Annotated in this window: 9 protein-coding genes; 5 read left to right on the forward strand and 4 right to left on the reverse strand. The window is 70.9% G+C overall.

Annotated features, from left to right (window positions below; genetic code table 11):
* Positions 1-101 precede the first annotated feature (101 nt).
* On the forward strand, positions 102-824 hold the full coding sequence (locus OHT74_RS03795; RefSeq protein WP_328619309.1) for a DUF72 domain-containing protein: 723 nt from the start codon (positions 102-104) through the stop codon (positions 822-824).
* Positions 825-844: 20 nt separating this feature from the next.
* Here the strand turns inward: OHT74_RS03795 and OHT74_RS03800 are convergent, their stop codons facing one another.
* Together OHT74_RS03800 and OHT74_RS03805 are read right to left on the reverse strand one after the other, a co-directional pair.
* Positions 845-1,060 (reverse strand): hypothetical protein, encoded by a 216-nt coding sequence (locus OHT74_RS03800; protein WP_328619310.1) that lies wholly within the window; start codon positions 1,058-1,060, stop codon positions 845-847.
* A 123-nt stretch (positions 1,061-1,183) separates the two neighbouring features.
* On the reverse strand, positions 1,184-1,657 hold the full coding sequence (locus tag OHT74_RS03805) for a DUF6328 family protein (RefSeq protein WP_328619311.1): 474 nt from the start codon (positions 1,655-1,657) through the stop codon (positions 1,184-1,186).
* A 306-nt stretch (positions 1,658-1,963) separates the two neighbouring features.
* Between OHT74_RS03805 and ctaD the strand changes: the two genes are divergently transcribed.
* Together ctaD and ctaF are read left to right on the forward strand one after the other, a co-directional pair.
* A complete protein-coding gene (ctaD, locus tag OHT74_RS03810; RefSeq protein WP_443047267.1) occupies positions 1,964-3,631 on the forward strand; it encodes an aa3-type cytochrome oxidase subunit I in 1,668 nt (555 codons plus the stop codon).
* On the forward strand, positions 3,628-4,014 hold the full coding sequence (gene ctaF / locus OHT74_RS03815; protein WP_266660602.1) for an aa3-type cytochrome oxidase subunit IV: 387 nt from the start codon (positions 3,628-3,630) through the stop codon (positions 4,012-4,014). Before ctaD ends, ctaF begins: the two co-directional genes overlap by 4 nt.
* Positions 4,015-4,028: 14 nt before the next feature.
* Here ctaF and qcrB read toward each other — a convergent pair whose 3' ends face one another.
* Positions 4,029-5,723, reverse strand: a complete 1,695-nt coding sequence (gene qcrB, locus OHT74_RS03820; protein ID WP_328619312.1) for a cytochrome bc1 complex cytochrome b subunit — start codon at positions 5,721-5,723, stop codon at positions 4,029-4,031.
* A gap of 278 nt (positions 5,724-6,001) precedes the next feature.
* Here qcrB and katG point away from each other — a divergent pair, with 278 nt between their 5' ends.
* Positions 6,002-8,188, forward strand: coding sequence for a catalase/peroxidase HPI (gene katG, locus OHT74_RS03825; protein WP_328619313.1), 2,187 nt, complete (start codon positions 6,002-6,004; stop codon positions 8,186-8,188).
* Between the two features lie 70 nt (positions 8,189-8,258).
* On the opposite strand, the gene OHT74_RS03830 is transcribed toward katG, so the two are convergent.
* Positions 8,259-9,050 (reverse strand): N-formylglutamate amidohydrolase, encoded by a 792-nt coding sequence (locus OHT74_RS03830; protein WP_266660608.1) that lies wholly within the window; start codon positions 9,048-9,050, stop codon positions 8,259-8,261.
* Between the two features lie 250 nt (positions 9,051-9,300).
* On the opposite strand from OHT74_RS03830, the gene OHT74_RS03835 reads away from it, so the two are divergent.
* Positions 9,301-13,509 (forward strand): bifunctional nitrate reductase/sulfite reductase flavoprotein subunit alpha, encoded by a 4,209-nt coding sequence (locus OHT74_RS03835; RefSeq protein WP_328619314.1) that lies wholly within the window; start codon positions 9,301-9,303, stop codon positions 13,507-13,509.
* Positions 13,510-13,517 lie beyond the last annotated feature (8 nt).

The raw sequence follows: 13,517 nt of genomic DNA on the forward strand, positions 1-13,517 counted from the left end.
CCATGTGACGCGAGGCAAGGAGTACTCCCGCGACGACCGGTACCTCACCACCCGGATCACCGCCGGCGGACGCGACGGATTCCCCGTGAGCCGGTGACGACATGGCCGTGCGCGTCGGCACCTCCGGATGGCAGTACCGGGACTGGGCAGGGGTCCTCTATCCGCCCGACCGGCCCCAGCGGTTGTGGCTGGAGGCGTACGCGGAGCACTTCGCCACCGTGGAGAGCAACAACGCGTTCTACAGGCTGCCTTCTCCGGAGACCTTCGCCCAGTGGCGGGAACGCACGCCCCAGGGCTTCGTCATGGCCGTGAAGGCCAGCCGGTACCTGACGCACATCAAGCGACTGCACGACCCGGAGGAACCGGTCCACCGGCTGATGACACACGCGGCGGCCCTGGGCGACCGGCTGGGGCCGATCCTGCTCCAGCTGCCGCCGACCTTGCAGGCCGACCCGGAGGTGCTGAACGCCTGCCTTGCCTGTTTCCCCCACGGCGCCCGCATCGCCGTCGAACCGCGGCACGAGTCGTGGTGGACAGCCGACGTGCGCGCGGTCCTCGCGGACCACCGGGCCGCCCTGTGCTGGGCCGACCGCGGCTCACGCCCCGTGACCCCGCTGTGGCGGACCGCCGACTGGGGATACGTACGGTTCCACGAGGGACGGGCCGATCCGGCACCCCGGTACGGTCGGACGGCGCTGCGCTCCTGGGCCGACCGGATCGGCGGCACCTGGCCCCCGGACGCCGATGTCTTCGTGTACTTCAACAACGACGCGGGCGGGGCCGCCGTCGTCAACGCCCGCGCCTTCGCCCGACTGGTCCGGTGACGAGCGGTCCGGTGACGAGATCAGCCTCCGGACTCCCGGCGGCGGGTCTTGCGTGGCGGCTCGGCCGCCTCGTTCGGCCGGTCCAGACGGCTCGCCTCGTCCGTGTCCGCCGCTCGGACGGGCCGCAGGTCCTTGCCGCCGGCCCCGCCCGCGGGCGGGACGTGCGGGGCGCGACGCCGTTCCTTGTCGTCGTGGCCGTGCAGGGGAACGCCTCCGGCGCCGCCTTGGTCGTCCATGGCCCGTCCCTCCTCGTACGTCGTACGGTCCCCGATACCCGGCGCCTGCCCCGACGCCACGGCCGAAAACCTGCGGTCGCCCTGCGCGGCCGGCTGTTCACACGGCGTACGAGGCGGTGCGCCTCAGCCGCGCCCGGCCTTGCTGCGCAGGAGCAGGCTCGGCATGACCAGCCAGCAGATCGCGAACCAGCCGGTGACACAGGCGGTCACCGGCCAGGCGATCCAGTGCGAGGTGGCGACCCGCAGCAGGAGCAGCACCGAGAAGGTCACGGTCAGCGCGAGGAGCACGATGCCGACGGAGACCAGATGGCCGGCCGCCTTGACCAGCTGCGGCTTGAGGTGGTGCCCGGCGAGCAGTTGGTGGTACGCGACCGGGGCGATCAGGGTCCCGGTCGCCAGGGCGCCCAGCGCCACCGTCACCACGTACAGGCCGCGGTCGAAATGGCCCAGCTCGTCGAAGCGGGCGGTGAAGGCGACGCTGAGCAGGAAGCCGAAGAGGATCTGGGCTCCGGTCTGGGCGACGCGGACCTCCTGCAGCGTCTCGTTCCAGCGGCGGTCGGCCCGCTCCGCAGGGGTCTCGTCCCGATCGTCCGACATGGGGCGGACCTCCTCCGCATAGGGAAACAGCAGGTCACGGGCACCTGCCGCTCCCGAGCCTATGGCGACGCCGCGCCGGGAGCCCGGCAACACGATGTCGGCGAGTTGAGCGGTCCTCCGGCGGCCCCACCGCTCCGGCGGCGCTGATTGAGACGCTTCCGTCGCCCTCCCGTACCGCGGCCGCTCCTCGATGCGGGTAACTCTCGGCGGCGCGCCGTCCCGCTTGGTCGGTGGAGGTGACGCCGGATGCCAGGCTGGCCGACAGGCCGTCGGCCGACCGGTCCGTCGTCGCTTCTGGAGGCCCTGGTGTCGCTCACTGACCCGTTGTCGGCAGCAGCGGAGGAGCAGGACGAGGACCGGGTCACCGGTCGACGGGTGCGGGCGGGGTCATACGTGCTGCGCCTGCTGTCGACCACCGACCACAAGGTGATCGGCAACATGTACCTGGTCACCGCCTTCGGCTTCTTCCTGTTCGCCGGCGTGCTGGCGCTCGTCATGCGGGCGGAGCTGGCCCGGCCCGGCCTGCAGATCGTCTCCGCCGAGCAGTACAACCAGCTCTTCACCCTGCACGGCACGATCATGATGCTGCTGTTCGCCACCCCGACGTTCACGGGCTTCGCCAACGCGATCATGCCCTTGCAGATCGGCGCCCCGGACGTCGCCTTCCCCCGCCTGAACGCCTTCACGTACTGGGTGTACCTCTTCGGGGGCCTCACCGTGATCAGCGGGCTCCTGACCGCGAACGGATCCGCCGCCTTCGGCTGGTTCGCCTACGCCCCGCTGAACGCGGCGGCGTACTCCCCCGGTGTGGGCGCCGACCTGTGGGTGATGGGGCTGGCGGTGTCGGGGCTGAGCACGATCCTCGGTGCGGTGAACTTCATCGCGACGATCGTGTGCCTCCGGGCACCTGGCATGACGGTGTTCCGGATGCCGATCTTCACCTGGAACGTGCTGTTCACCTCGATTCTGGCGCTGCTGGCGTTTCCGGTGCTCACGGCAGCGCTGCTGGTTCTGGAGGCGGACCGGAAGTTCGGGGCGCACGTCTTCGACGCGGCGTACGGCGGCGCGCTGCTGTGGCAGCACCTGTTCTGGTTCTTCGGCCATCCGGAGGTGTACATCGTGGCGTTGCCGTTCTTCGGGATCGTCAGCGAGATCATCCCGGTGTTCAGCCGGAAACCGATCTTCGGCTACGCCGCCCTGGTCGGTGCGACGATCGCGATCACGGGTCTGTCCGCGACGGTGTGGGCCCATCACATGTTCGCCACCGGCGCCGTGCTGTTGCCGTTCTTCTCCCTGCTGTCGTTCCTCATCGCCGTTCCGACCGGGGTGAAGTTCTTCAACTGGATCGGCACGATGTGGGGCGGGTCGCTGTCGTTCGAGACGCCGATGCTGTGGTGCATCGGATTCCTGGTCACGTTCCTGCTGGGCGGTCTGACGGGGGTCCTGGTGGCCTCGCCCCCGATGGACTTCCATCTCACCGACAGCTATTTCGTGGTCGCTCACCTGCACTACGTGCTCTTCGGCACGATCGTGTTCGCCACCTTCGCCGGGTTCTACTTCTGGTGGCCCAAGTTCACGGGCAGACTGCTCGACGAACGCCTGGGGCGGATGCACTTCTGGACCCTGTTCACCGGCTTCCAGCTGACGTTCCTCGTCCAGCACTGGCTGGGCGAGCAGGGCATGCCCCGCCGGTACGCCGACTACCTGGCGGCCGACGGGTTCACCCTGCTCAACACGCTCTCCACCATCGGATCCTTCCTCCTGGGGCTGTCCGTGCTGCCGTTCGCCTACAACGTGTGGAAAACGCATCGCCACGGCCGGCGCGTGGACGTGGACGACCCGTGGGGGTGGGGCCGGTCCCTCGAGTGGGCCACCTCCTGCCCGCCGCCCCGGCACAACTTCGAGGCACTGCCCCGGATCCGGTCGGACTCGCCCGCCTTCGACCTGCACCACCCCGAAGTGGTGCCGCGATGAAGGCGGAGGCGTGGCTGTTCAGCGGTGTGGCGGTCTTCTTCGCCGTCACCGGCGGCGTCTACGCGGTGTTCTCCCGTGATCCTGCGGGGATTGCCGCCTTGGCGGTGTCGTTCCTCATGTCGGCGCTGGTCGCCGCGTTCCTGTGGCGGCAGTACGGCCGCGGCGGCCGACGGCCCGAGGACACCGCCGATGCGGAGATCCGTACGGGCGGGGGCAGGGAGTTCTCGTTCCCCGCGAGGAGCTTCGCGCCCGTGATCACCGCCGTCGGCACGGCGCTCATGGGCATCGGCGCCGTTCAGGGGCTCTGGCTGGCCCTCATCGGCGGCGGCGTCGTGATCCCCGGACTCTACGGGTTCGTGTTCCGCCCGGGCCAGGACGCCTGATCCCGCACCCGGGGTCAGTGCTCGCCGCCGGCCCCGGCTCCCTCGTCGTCAGGGCCGGCCAGCACGGCGGCGACGCGGCGGCGCTGCGTCTCGGTCAGCGGCGGCACCAGCTGGTCGCGGTAGTACCAGTGGCTCAGGCCCTGCCTCAGCCGCTCCGCGAAGCCCCGTACGGCCCGACGCCGCTCGCCTGCCGTCCGCCGCTCCGCTGCCGGCCGCCCGGGCTGGGGTACCCGTACGGGCGCCGGCACGCGGTGGACGGCCCGTACGTACCGCTCCGCCCCCGTCGGCGGCCGGTGCGTGGGGTGGAACGCGCCCTCGACCGACTGGTGTACTTCGTCCGTCGGCAGTCCGCTCCCCAGCGCCTTGACGTCCTCCTCCTGGAGGGCGAGACAGATCCGACGGGTGAGCCAGAAGGCTGCCGGGGGAACGACGAGCACGGCGCAGCGCAGCGACCAGGTGATCGCCTGGAGGGGGACCTCGAAGACGAAGGCGACGATGTCCTGCGCGCCGGCCACCAGCAGGATCGTGTAGGCGGCGAGCACGGCGACCCCCAGCGCGGTGCGGGCGGACCGGTGGCGAGGCCGGTCGCACAGGTGCTGCTCCCCGCCCTCGGGGGTGATCCAGCGTTCGAAGAACGGATAGCCGTACAGGCCGGTGAACAGCAGTCCCGGCAGGACGACGCCCGCGATCAGTGGATTCCAGTTCAGCGTGTGGCCCCACAGGCGGGTTTCGAAGGCCGGCATCAGCCGCAAGGCCCCTTCGAGGAAGCCGACGTACCAGTCCGGCTGGGACCCGGTCGATACGAGGTCGGGGCGGTAGGGCCCGTACGCCCACACGGGATTGATCTGCGCCAGCGCCCCGAGCACGGACAGCACGCCGGCGACCATGAAGAACAGTCCCGCGGACTTCGCCGTGTACTGGGCGAAGAACGGCTTGCCCACCACGTTGCGGCCGCTGCTGCCGGGCACCGCCCACTGGGTGTGTTTGAGGTGCACGACCAGCAACAGGTGCAGCGAGACCAGGGCGACCAGCAGTCCTGGTACGAGGAGGATGTGCACCGGGTAGAGCCGGGACACGATGTCCTCGCCCGGGAACTCACCGCCGAAGACGAAGAGGCTCAGGTAAGTGCCCACGACCGGCAGCGACAGCATGATGCCCTGGGCCGTGCGCAGGCCCGTACCCGACAGCAGGTCGTCGGGGAGCGAGTAGCCCGCGAAACCCTCGACCAGCGCGAGCAGCAGCATCGTGACGCCGACCGTCCAGTTCACCTCGCGGGGCTTGCGGAACGCACCGGTGAAGAACACCCGCAGAAGGTGAACGCCGATCGCGGCCACGAACACGAGGGCCGCCCAGTGGTGCATCTGCCGGATCAGCAGACCGCCCCGCACATCGAAGCTGATGCGCAGCGTGGAGGCGTAGGCGGATGAAACGGGCAGGCCGCTCAGGGGGCTGTAGGAACCCTTGTACGTGACCTCGCGCATGGACGGGTCGAAGAAGAACGTGAGGTACGTGCCGGTCAGCAGCAGCACCACCAGACTGTAGAGGGCGATCTCGCCGAGCAGGAACGCCCAGTGGTCCGGAAAGGCCTTCCGCACACCGCCCTTGGCCACGTCCAGCAGGGGCAGCCGGGCGTCGAGGCCGAGCACCGTACGTCCGGCCGAGCGTCGCAGCACGCGGACCGCACGGGCCTTCTTCCTTTCGAGAACCACCGGCTCCACGCCCTCCTCACATCCGCCGACCGAGCCCGAACGGCGTGGGAGGAGCATCGCGCGCCCGCGTCCCACGGCCGGGTAGGCACGCAGCCCGCCGGCCGGAAGCACGCGGACAGCCCCGCCGCGGACCGCGCAATGATCCCGATCATGTGAATAAACCTCCCTTGCTCACGCGCGAGTTCTTCATACGAAGCGGCGCTCTGCGTGTTCTCGCCGCCGCGCGGTCCACGGTGCGCGACCATCGAAGAAACACCGAGACAGGAAGAAGGGCGGACGTGTCCGGCAGCGAAAGCGAGAACCCAGCAATCCCCTCCCCGACCCCCGCGCCGACCCGCCCCAGAACGAACCGGGACTGGTGGCCGAATCAGCTGGACCTGCAGGTCCTCCACCAGCATTCGCCCTTGTCCGATCCGATGGGCGAGGACTTCGACTACGCGAAGGAATTCGCGGCCCTCGACGTCGACGCGCTGAAGCAGGACGTCTTCGAGGTGATGACGGCGTCCCAGGACTGGTGGCCTGCCGACTACGGCCACTACGGGCCGCTGTTCATCCGGATGAGCTGGCATGCCGCGGGGACGTACCGCATCGCCGACGGCCGGGGCGGTGGCGGCGCCGGATCCCAGCGCTTCGCCCCCCTCAACAGCTGGCCGGACAATGCGAGCCTGGACAAGGCACGCCGTTTGCTCTGGCCGGTCAAGCAGAAGTACGGCCGGAAGATCTCCTGGGCCGATCTGCTGATTTTCGCCGGAAACTGTGCCATGGAATCGATGGGTTTCAAAACGTTCGGATTCGGCTTCGGGCGGGAGGACACCTGGGAACCCGAGGAAATCTTCTGGGGGCCCGAGGACACGTGGCTCGGAGATGAGCGCTACGCCGGCGACAGGGAACTCACCGGTCCTTTCGGCGCCGTACAGATGGGCCTGATCTACGTCAATCCGGAAGGGCCCAACGGCAACCCGGATCCGATGGCCGCCGCGAAGGACATTCGCGAGACGTTCGCGCGCATGGCCATGGACGACGAGGAAACGGCTGCGCTCATCATCGGCGGCCACACGTTCGGCAAGTGCCACGGTGCGGTCGACCCCGGCTGCATCGGCCCGGAGCCCGAGGCCGGCCCCATCGAGCAGCAGGGCCTCGGCTGGCGGAACACGTGCGGCAGCGGCACGGGCGTCAACGCGCTGACCAGTGGGCTCGAGGGCGCATGGACCACCGAGCCGACGAAGTGGGACAGCGGCTACCTGGACAACCTGTTCAGGTACGACTGGGAGCTGACGACGAGCCCCGCCGGTGCGCAGCAGTGGACTCCCACGGATCCGTCGGCCCGGGACACCGTGCCCGATGCCCATGATCCGTCGAAGCGGCACGCGCCGATGATGCTGACGACGGACCTCGCGCTGAAGATGGATCCGGTCTACGCGCCGATCGTGAAGAGCTTCCACGAGAACCCGGACAAGCTCGCGGTGGCCTTCGCCAAGGCGTGGTACAAGCTGCTGCACCGCGACATGGGGCCCCTGCCGCGCTACCTCGGCCCGTGGATCGCCGAGCCGCAGCTGTGGCAGGACCCTGTCCCCGCGGTCGATCACGAGCTGGTCGGGGACGCGGACATCGCCGCCCTCAAGGGCAGGATCCTCGCCTCCGGGCTGTCCGTCCCCCGGCTGGTCACCACCGCCTGGGCGGCGGCCGCGAGCTTCCGCGGCACCGACAAGCGGGGCGGGGCCAACGGGGCGCGGATCCGGCTCGCTCCGCAACGGGACTGGGAGGTCAACGCCGTACCCGAGGTGGCCGAGGTGCTGCAGGCCCTCGAGCAGATCCGGCAGGAGTTCAACGGCTCGGCCGGCGGCAAGAAGGTTTCGCTCGCGGACCTGATCGTCCTGGGCGGGTGCGCGGCTGTCGAGCAGGCCGCGAAGAACGCCGGGTACGACATCACGGTCCCGTTCGCACCGGGGCGTACGGACGCCTCGCAGGAGCAGACCGACGTGGAGTCGTTCGCCGTGCTCGAACCCCCGGCGGACGGGTTCCGCAACTACCTGCGGGAGGGGGAGAAGCTGTCGCCGGAGACCCTCCTGCTGGACCGCGCCAACCTGTTGACGCTCACCGCTCCCGAGATGACGGTCCTCATCGGTGGCATGCGGGCCCTGAACACCGGGTTCGGGCAATCCCCGCACGGCGTCTTCACGGACCGGCCGGAGGCGTTGACCACCGACTTCTTCGTCAACCTGCTCGACATGGGCACGGAGTGGAAGCCGTCGACCTCGACCGAGAACGTGTTCGAGGGCCGGGACCGTGCCACGGGCGAGGCCAAGTGGACCGCCACCGCCGTCGACCTCGTCTTCGGTTCGCACTCCCAGCTGCGAGCCATCTCAGAGGTCTACGCGTCCGGGGACGGTGGGGAGAAGTTCGTGCGTGACTTCGTCGCCGCGTGGGACAAGGTGATGAACCTCGACCGGTTCGACCTCGCCTGAACCCGAGCCTCGCCGGACGTCCCGGACGGCCCCGCACCGGCCGATCGGGACGTCCGGCATACCTTTCACGTCACGCCGTCGCCCACTCGACGAGAGCGGCCAGCGCGCCCGCCAGGGCGTCGAGGCCAGGGCCCGCCGGTCCTCCGGGCCCGCTCATGTAGAGGTCCCGCCGGATCTCCACCATCAGCGCGCCGACCCGCGCGTCCTTTCCGTAGTGGCGCAGCGGCACGTACGTTCCCGCGAACGGGCTGTCCAGCCCCGTGCCGCCGAAACCCGCGAACGCCTGCTGCGCCGCCTCGAGCAGGGGTCGGGGCGTATGGAAGGCGTCCGTGCCGATGCAGATCGGCGGGCGCGGTCCGTCACCGTGGAGCTCGTAGGGCAGCGCCTTCGCCGGATACGAGTGCACATCGAGGATGACCGCCCGTCCGACGGCCCCCAGCCGCTCCTCCACCGCTTCCGTCATCGCCTGCGCGTACGGGTGGAAGTACCGTTCGATCAGCGGTCGTCCGTCGAAGTCGGCCGGGCGGAGCTCGTCGCGGTGCGTCGTCCGTGTGTAGACCGCGCCCATCCCCCGCGCCAGCATCTCCTCCCGCTCGTCGGGGAACCGCTCGGGGTCGACGACCAGCCGCGAGAGCCGGTTCTCGAACCGCCACGGGGTGACGCGGGCGGCCTCGGCCGCCCTGGCCGCGATCTCCGCGGTGTGCGAGTCGGTGATGTGGTCCAGCTCCCCTTCGAGTGCCCGGTCGTCCAGCAGGATCCCGGCGCGGACGTCCGCGGGTATGGCGCGGGACGAGTGCGGCATGTGGAGTATCACGGGCGAGTCGGGAGCCCCGGGGTGGAGGAGGGCGGCTGCGTCGCTCATCTGGTTCCTCGCTGCGTGTCGCGTACGGATCAAGGTGCCACCGACATGATGTCCGGTCGGCAGGCACCCCGTGGGAGGTGTCTCACCTCCCGTGATGACCTTGGCGCAGACGCTTGTAACCCCCGGGTGGCACCGCCCGTCACATGCACGCAACACCGACTTTCTACCTTGGGCCGCAACGGGATCGACCTGCACACGGCCGCAGCGGCCCCTGGCGGTGGGGTCGGCCGGCGGCGCGAGGAGGTCTGCTGTGGCGGAGGCGAGGGCCGCGACCGGTCAACAGGTGCGGACGGTCTGCTCGTACTGCGGCGTCGGCTGCGGGGTCGTACTGGACATCGCCGGGGGCGCCGACGGGCGCCGTACGGTGGCCAAGGTCAGCGGCGACAAGGAGCACCCCGCGAATGCCGGGCGCCTGTGCACCAAGGGCGCCACGCACGCCGACATGCTGGCCGCGCCCGGCCGGCTGGAGACCGCGCTGATCCGCGGCGAGCGGGGTGACGGGCCCGCCGCCGTCGCGGTGGACGCGGCCGTCGCCGAGACGGCCCGTCGCCTCCGGGAGATCCTCGACGCGCACGGCCCCGACGCGCTGGCGCTCTACGTCTCCGGCCAGATGTCCCTGGAGGCCCAGTACCTCGCCAACAAGCTGGCCAAGGGGTTCCTGCGGACGAGCCGGATCGAGTCCAATTCGCGGCTGTGCATGGCGAGCGCCGGCAGCGGCTACAAGCTCTCGCTGGGCGCCGACGGGCCGCCCGGCTCGTACGAGGACTTCGAGCGGGCGGGCACGTTCCTCGTCATCGGCGCCAACATGGCCGACTGCCACCCCATCCTCTTCCTGCGGATGATGGACCGCGTCAAGGCCGCCGGCGCCAAGCTGATCGTGGTGGATCCCCGGCGCAATGCCACGGCCGACAAGGCCGACCTGTTCCTGCAGATCCGGCCGGGCACCGACCTGGCCCTCCTCAACGGGCTGCTGCACCTGCTCGTCGAGGGCGGCTGGACCGACCCGGACTTCATCGCCGAGCACACCGAGGGCTGGGAGGACATGCCGGCCTTCCTGCGGGAGTACCCGCCCGCGAAGGTCGCCGAGATCACCGGCATACCGGAGGCGGACATCCGGCTGGCCGCCCGCTGGATCGGCGAGGCGGGCGAGTGGATGAGCTGCTGGACCATGGGCCTCAACCAGTCCGTCCACGGCACCTGGAACACCAACGTCCTGGTCAACCTGCACCTGGCCACGGGCGCCATCTGCCGTCCCGGCAGCGGCCCGTTCTCCCTCACCGGCCAGCCCAACGCCATGGGCGGCCGCGAGATGGGCTACATGGGGCCCGGCCTGCCGGGCCAGCGCTCGGTACTGGTCGACGAGGACCGCGACTTCACCGAGAAGCTGTGGGGCCTGCCGGAGAACACCCTGCGCACCGACGTCGGACGCGGGACCATCGAGATGTTCGAGCAGATGGCCGCCGGTGAGATCAAGGCGTGCTGGATCATCTGCACCAACCCGGTCGCCTCCGTCGCCAACCGCAGCACGGTCATCAAGGCGCTGGAGACCGCCGAACTGGTCGTCACGCAGGACGTGTTCGCGGAGACCGAGACGAACGCCTACGCGGACATCGTGCTCCCCGCCACCCTCTGGGCCGAGGCGGACGGCGTGATGATCAACTCGGAGCGCAACCTCACCCTGGTGCAGGGGGCCGCCGACCCGCCCGGCCAGGCCCTGCCCGACTGGCAGCTGATCGCCCGGGTCGCCTGCGCGATGGGATTCGCCGAGGCGTTCACGTACGGCTGCGCCGAGGAGGTGTTCGAGGAGCTGCGGCAGGCCTGGAACCCGAAGACCGGCTGGGACCTGCGCGGCGTCACGTACGAGCGGCTGCGCGCGGGCCCGGTGCAGTGGCCGGCCGCCCCGGGCGGGCCGGACCGCAACCCGGTCCGTTACCTCAACGACGGCGTCAGCCAGAACCTGGCGGAGCGCCCGGACGGCAGCCGCCCCCGTCTCCTGTTCCCCACGGCCACGGGACGGGCCGTGTTCTTCGCCCGCCCCCATCTTCCGGCCGCCGAACTCCCGGACGACGACTACCCGTTCGTGCTCAACACGGGCCGCCTGCAACACCAGTGGCACACCCTGACCAAGACCGGCAAGGTCGCCAAGCTGAACAAGCTCAACCCCGGGCCGTTCGTGGAGATCCACCCGCAGGACGCGGCCGCTCTCGGGATCGTGGCAGGCGACGGGGTGGAGGTGGCCTCCCGGCGCGGGCGGGCCGTGCTGCCCGCCGTCGTCACCGACCGGGTCCGGCCGGGGAACTGCTTCGCCCCCTTCCACTGGAACGACCTGTTCGGCGAGTACCTCAGCGTCAACGCGGTCACCGACGACGCCGTCGACCCGGTTTCCTTCCAGCCCGGGTTCAAGATGTGCGCGGTGACGCTGACGAAGACACGGACCCCGGTTCCCGTGGCCCTGCCCGCTGCCGAGCCCGCCCTCGGCAGCCCCGCCGCCGCCGGGGCGCACCCGGGCGGTGTCATTGCGACGCTGACGCGTCCCGTAACCGCCCCGGTGACCGCGGCGAGCGCGGTGGCACCCGCCCTCACCTCGTTGTTCGGGCTGGAGGGCCACACACCGCCCGCCCTCTGCGACCGCGAACGCCAGTACCTCGCCGGATTCCTCGCCGGGCTCGCCTCCGCCCCGCCCGGCACGGGCGTCCCGGCCCTTCCTGCCGGTGCCCCCTTCGAGGCCGGGCACGCCCTGTGGGTCGACGGAGTACTCGCCGGTACGTACTCGCGTACGGCGACGGCCCTGGCCGCCACGCCTCCGGCCGCCGCGGCTCCGGTCCCCGCCGCACCGGGTACGCCCACCCGGCAGACCGTGATCCTCTGGGCTTCCCAGACGGGGAACGCAGAGGACCTCGCCGCCTCCATCGGCACGGAACTGGCCGCCGGCGGCACCGCGGCGACCGTGCACAGCATGGCGGACCGCACCCCCGCCTCCCTCACTCCCGGCACGGATCTGCTGGTCGTCACGAGCACCTTCGGCGACGGCGATGCCCCGGACAACGGAGCCCCGTTCTGGGAGGCCCTCGAGGAGTCCGACGCGCCCCGGCTCGAGGACGTCCGGTACGCGGTCCTTGCGCTCGGCGACTCCAACTACGACGCGTTCTGCGGCCACGGCCGCCGGCTCGACCGGCGCCTCGAAGAGCTGGGAGCCCGGCGCCTCCTGCCGCGCGTGGACTGCGAGCCCGACTACGAGGAACCCGCCGCCCAGTGGCTGGAGCGGGTCCGCGACGCCCTGGCAGCCGCCCCGGTGCCGGCGACCCCGGACCCGGCGACCGCCGGGCCGTCCCGCCCGGTGCCGGACAAGAACTCCCCGTACACCGCCCGGCTGTCCGGCAACCGGCTGCTGAGCCTGCCCGGCGCCACCAAGGAGGTCCGCCGGTTCACCTTCGACCTGGGCGAGGACGGCCCGGCGTACGAGGCGGGTGACGCCCTCGGCGTCCTCCCGGTCAACTGCCCCGACCTGGTGACGGAATGGCTGGCCGCCACCGGCCTCGCCCCGGACGCGGAGGTGGCCGTGCCCGGACACGCCCCCATGCCGTTCGCCGAGGCGCTGCACCGGCACCTGGACATCACCCGTCTCACGCCCGACCTCCTGCGGTTCGTCACCGAGCACACCGGCGACCGCAAGCTCAAACAGCTGACGCGCCCCGACAACAAGGACGGCCTCGCCCAATGGGCCTGGGGGCGCCAGCCCGTCGACATCCTGGCCGAGTTCCCGGTCCGCCTGGGCGCCCAGGAGTGGGCCGAGCGCCTCAAACGCCTCCAGCCGCGCCTGTACTCCATCTCCTCCAGCCCCCTCGCCGCCCCGCGCGAGGTGAACCTGACGGTCTCGGTCCTGCGCTACGAGGGGCCGGGCGGCCGGCAGCGCAAAGGCGTCGCCTCCACCTTCCTCGCCGATGCCGAACCGGGCACCCCGGTACCGCTGTTCGTCCAGCGCTCGGCCCACTTCCGCCCGCCCGCCGGCGCGGACACACCGGCGATCATGGTCGGCCCGGGAACCGGCATCGCCCCGTTCATGGCCTTCCTCGAACACCGCCGCGCCCTCGGCCACCACGGCGGCAACTGGCTGTTCTTCGGCGAACAGCGCCGGGCCAGCGACTTCTACTACCGCGAAGAGCTGGAGGAGCTCCACCGGCACGGCACACTCAGCCGCCTCGACCTGGCCTTCTCCCGCGACCAGCGCACCAAGATCTATGTCCAGGACCGCATGCGCGAGCACGGCGCCCAGCTGTGGTCCTGGCTCCAGGACGGCGCCCACTTCTACGTGTGCGGTGACGCGAGCCGGATGGCGAAGGACGTCGACCAGGCGCTGCGCGACATAGCCGTGGCGCACGGCGGCCTCGACGAGGACGAAGCCGCCGCGTACCTGAAGCAGCTCTCCGCCGACAAGCGGTACGGCCGCGACGTGTACTGAGCGCCGCG

Source organism: Streptomyces sp. NBC_00354 (assembly GCF_036106915.1).
GTDB lineage: Bacteria > Actinomycetota > Actinomycetes > Streptomycetales > Streptomycetaceae > Streptomyces.

What these genes read in the sequence shown, in the direction of transcription:
- OHT74_RS03800 (WP_328619310.1), bottom strand. Translation starts at nt 1,060, where the DNA reads ATGGACGACCAAGGCGGCGCCGGAGGCGTTCCCCTGCACGGCCACGAC.
- OHT74_RS03805 (WP_328619311.1), bottom strand. Translation starts at nt 1,657, where the DNA reads ATGTCGGACGATCGGGACGAGACCCCTGCGGAGCGGGCCGACCGCCGC.
- ctaF (WP_266660602.1), top strand. Translation starts at nt 3,628, where the DNA reads ATGAAGGCGGAGGCGTGGCTGTTCAGCGGTGTGGCGGTCTTCTTCGCC.
- OHT74_RS03795 (WP_328619309.1), top strand. Translation starts at nt 102, where the DNA reads ATGGCCGTGCGCGTCGGCACCTCCGGATGGCAGTACCGGGACTGGGCA.
- OHT74_RS03830 (WP_266660608.1), bottom strand. Translation starts at nt 9,050, where the DNA reads ATGAGCGACGCAGCCGCCCTCCTCCACCCCGGGGCTCCCGACTCGCCC.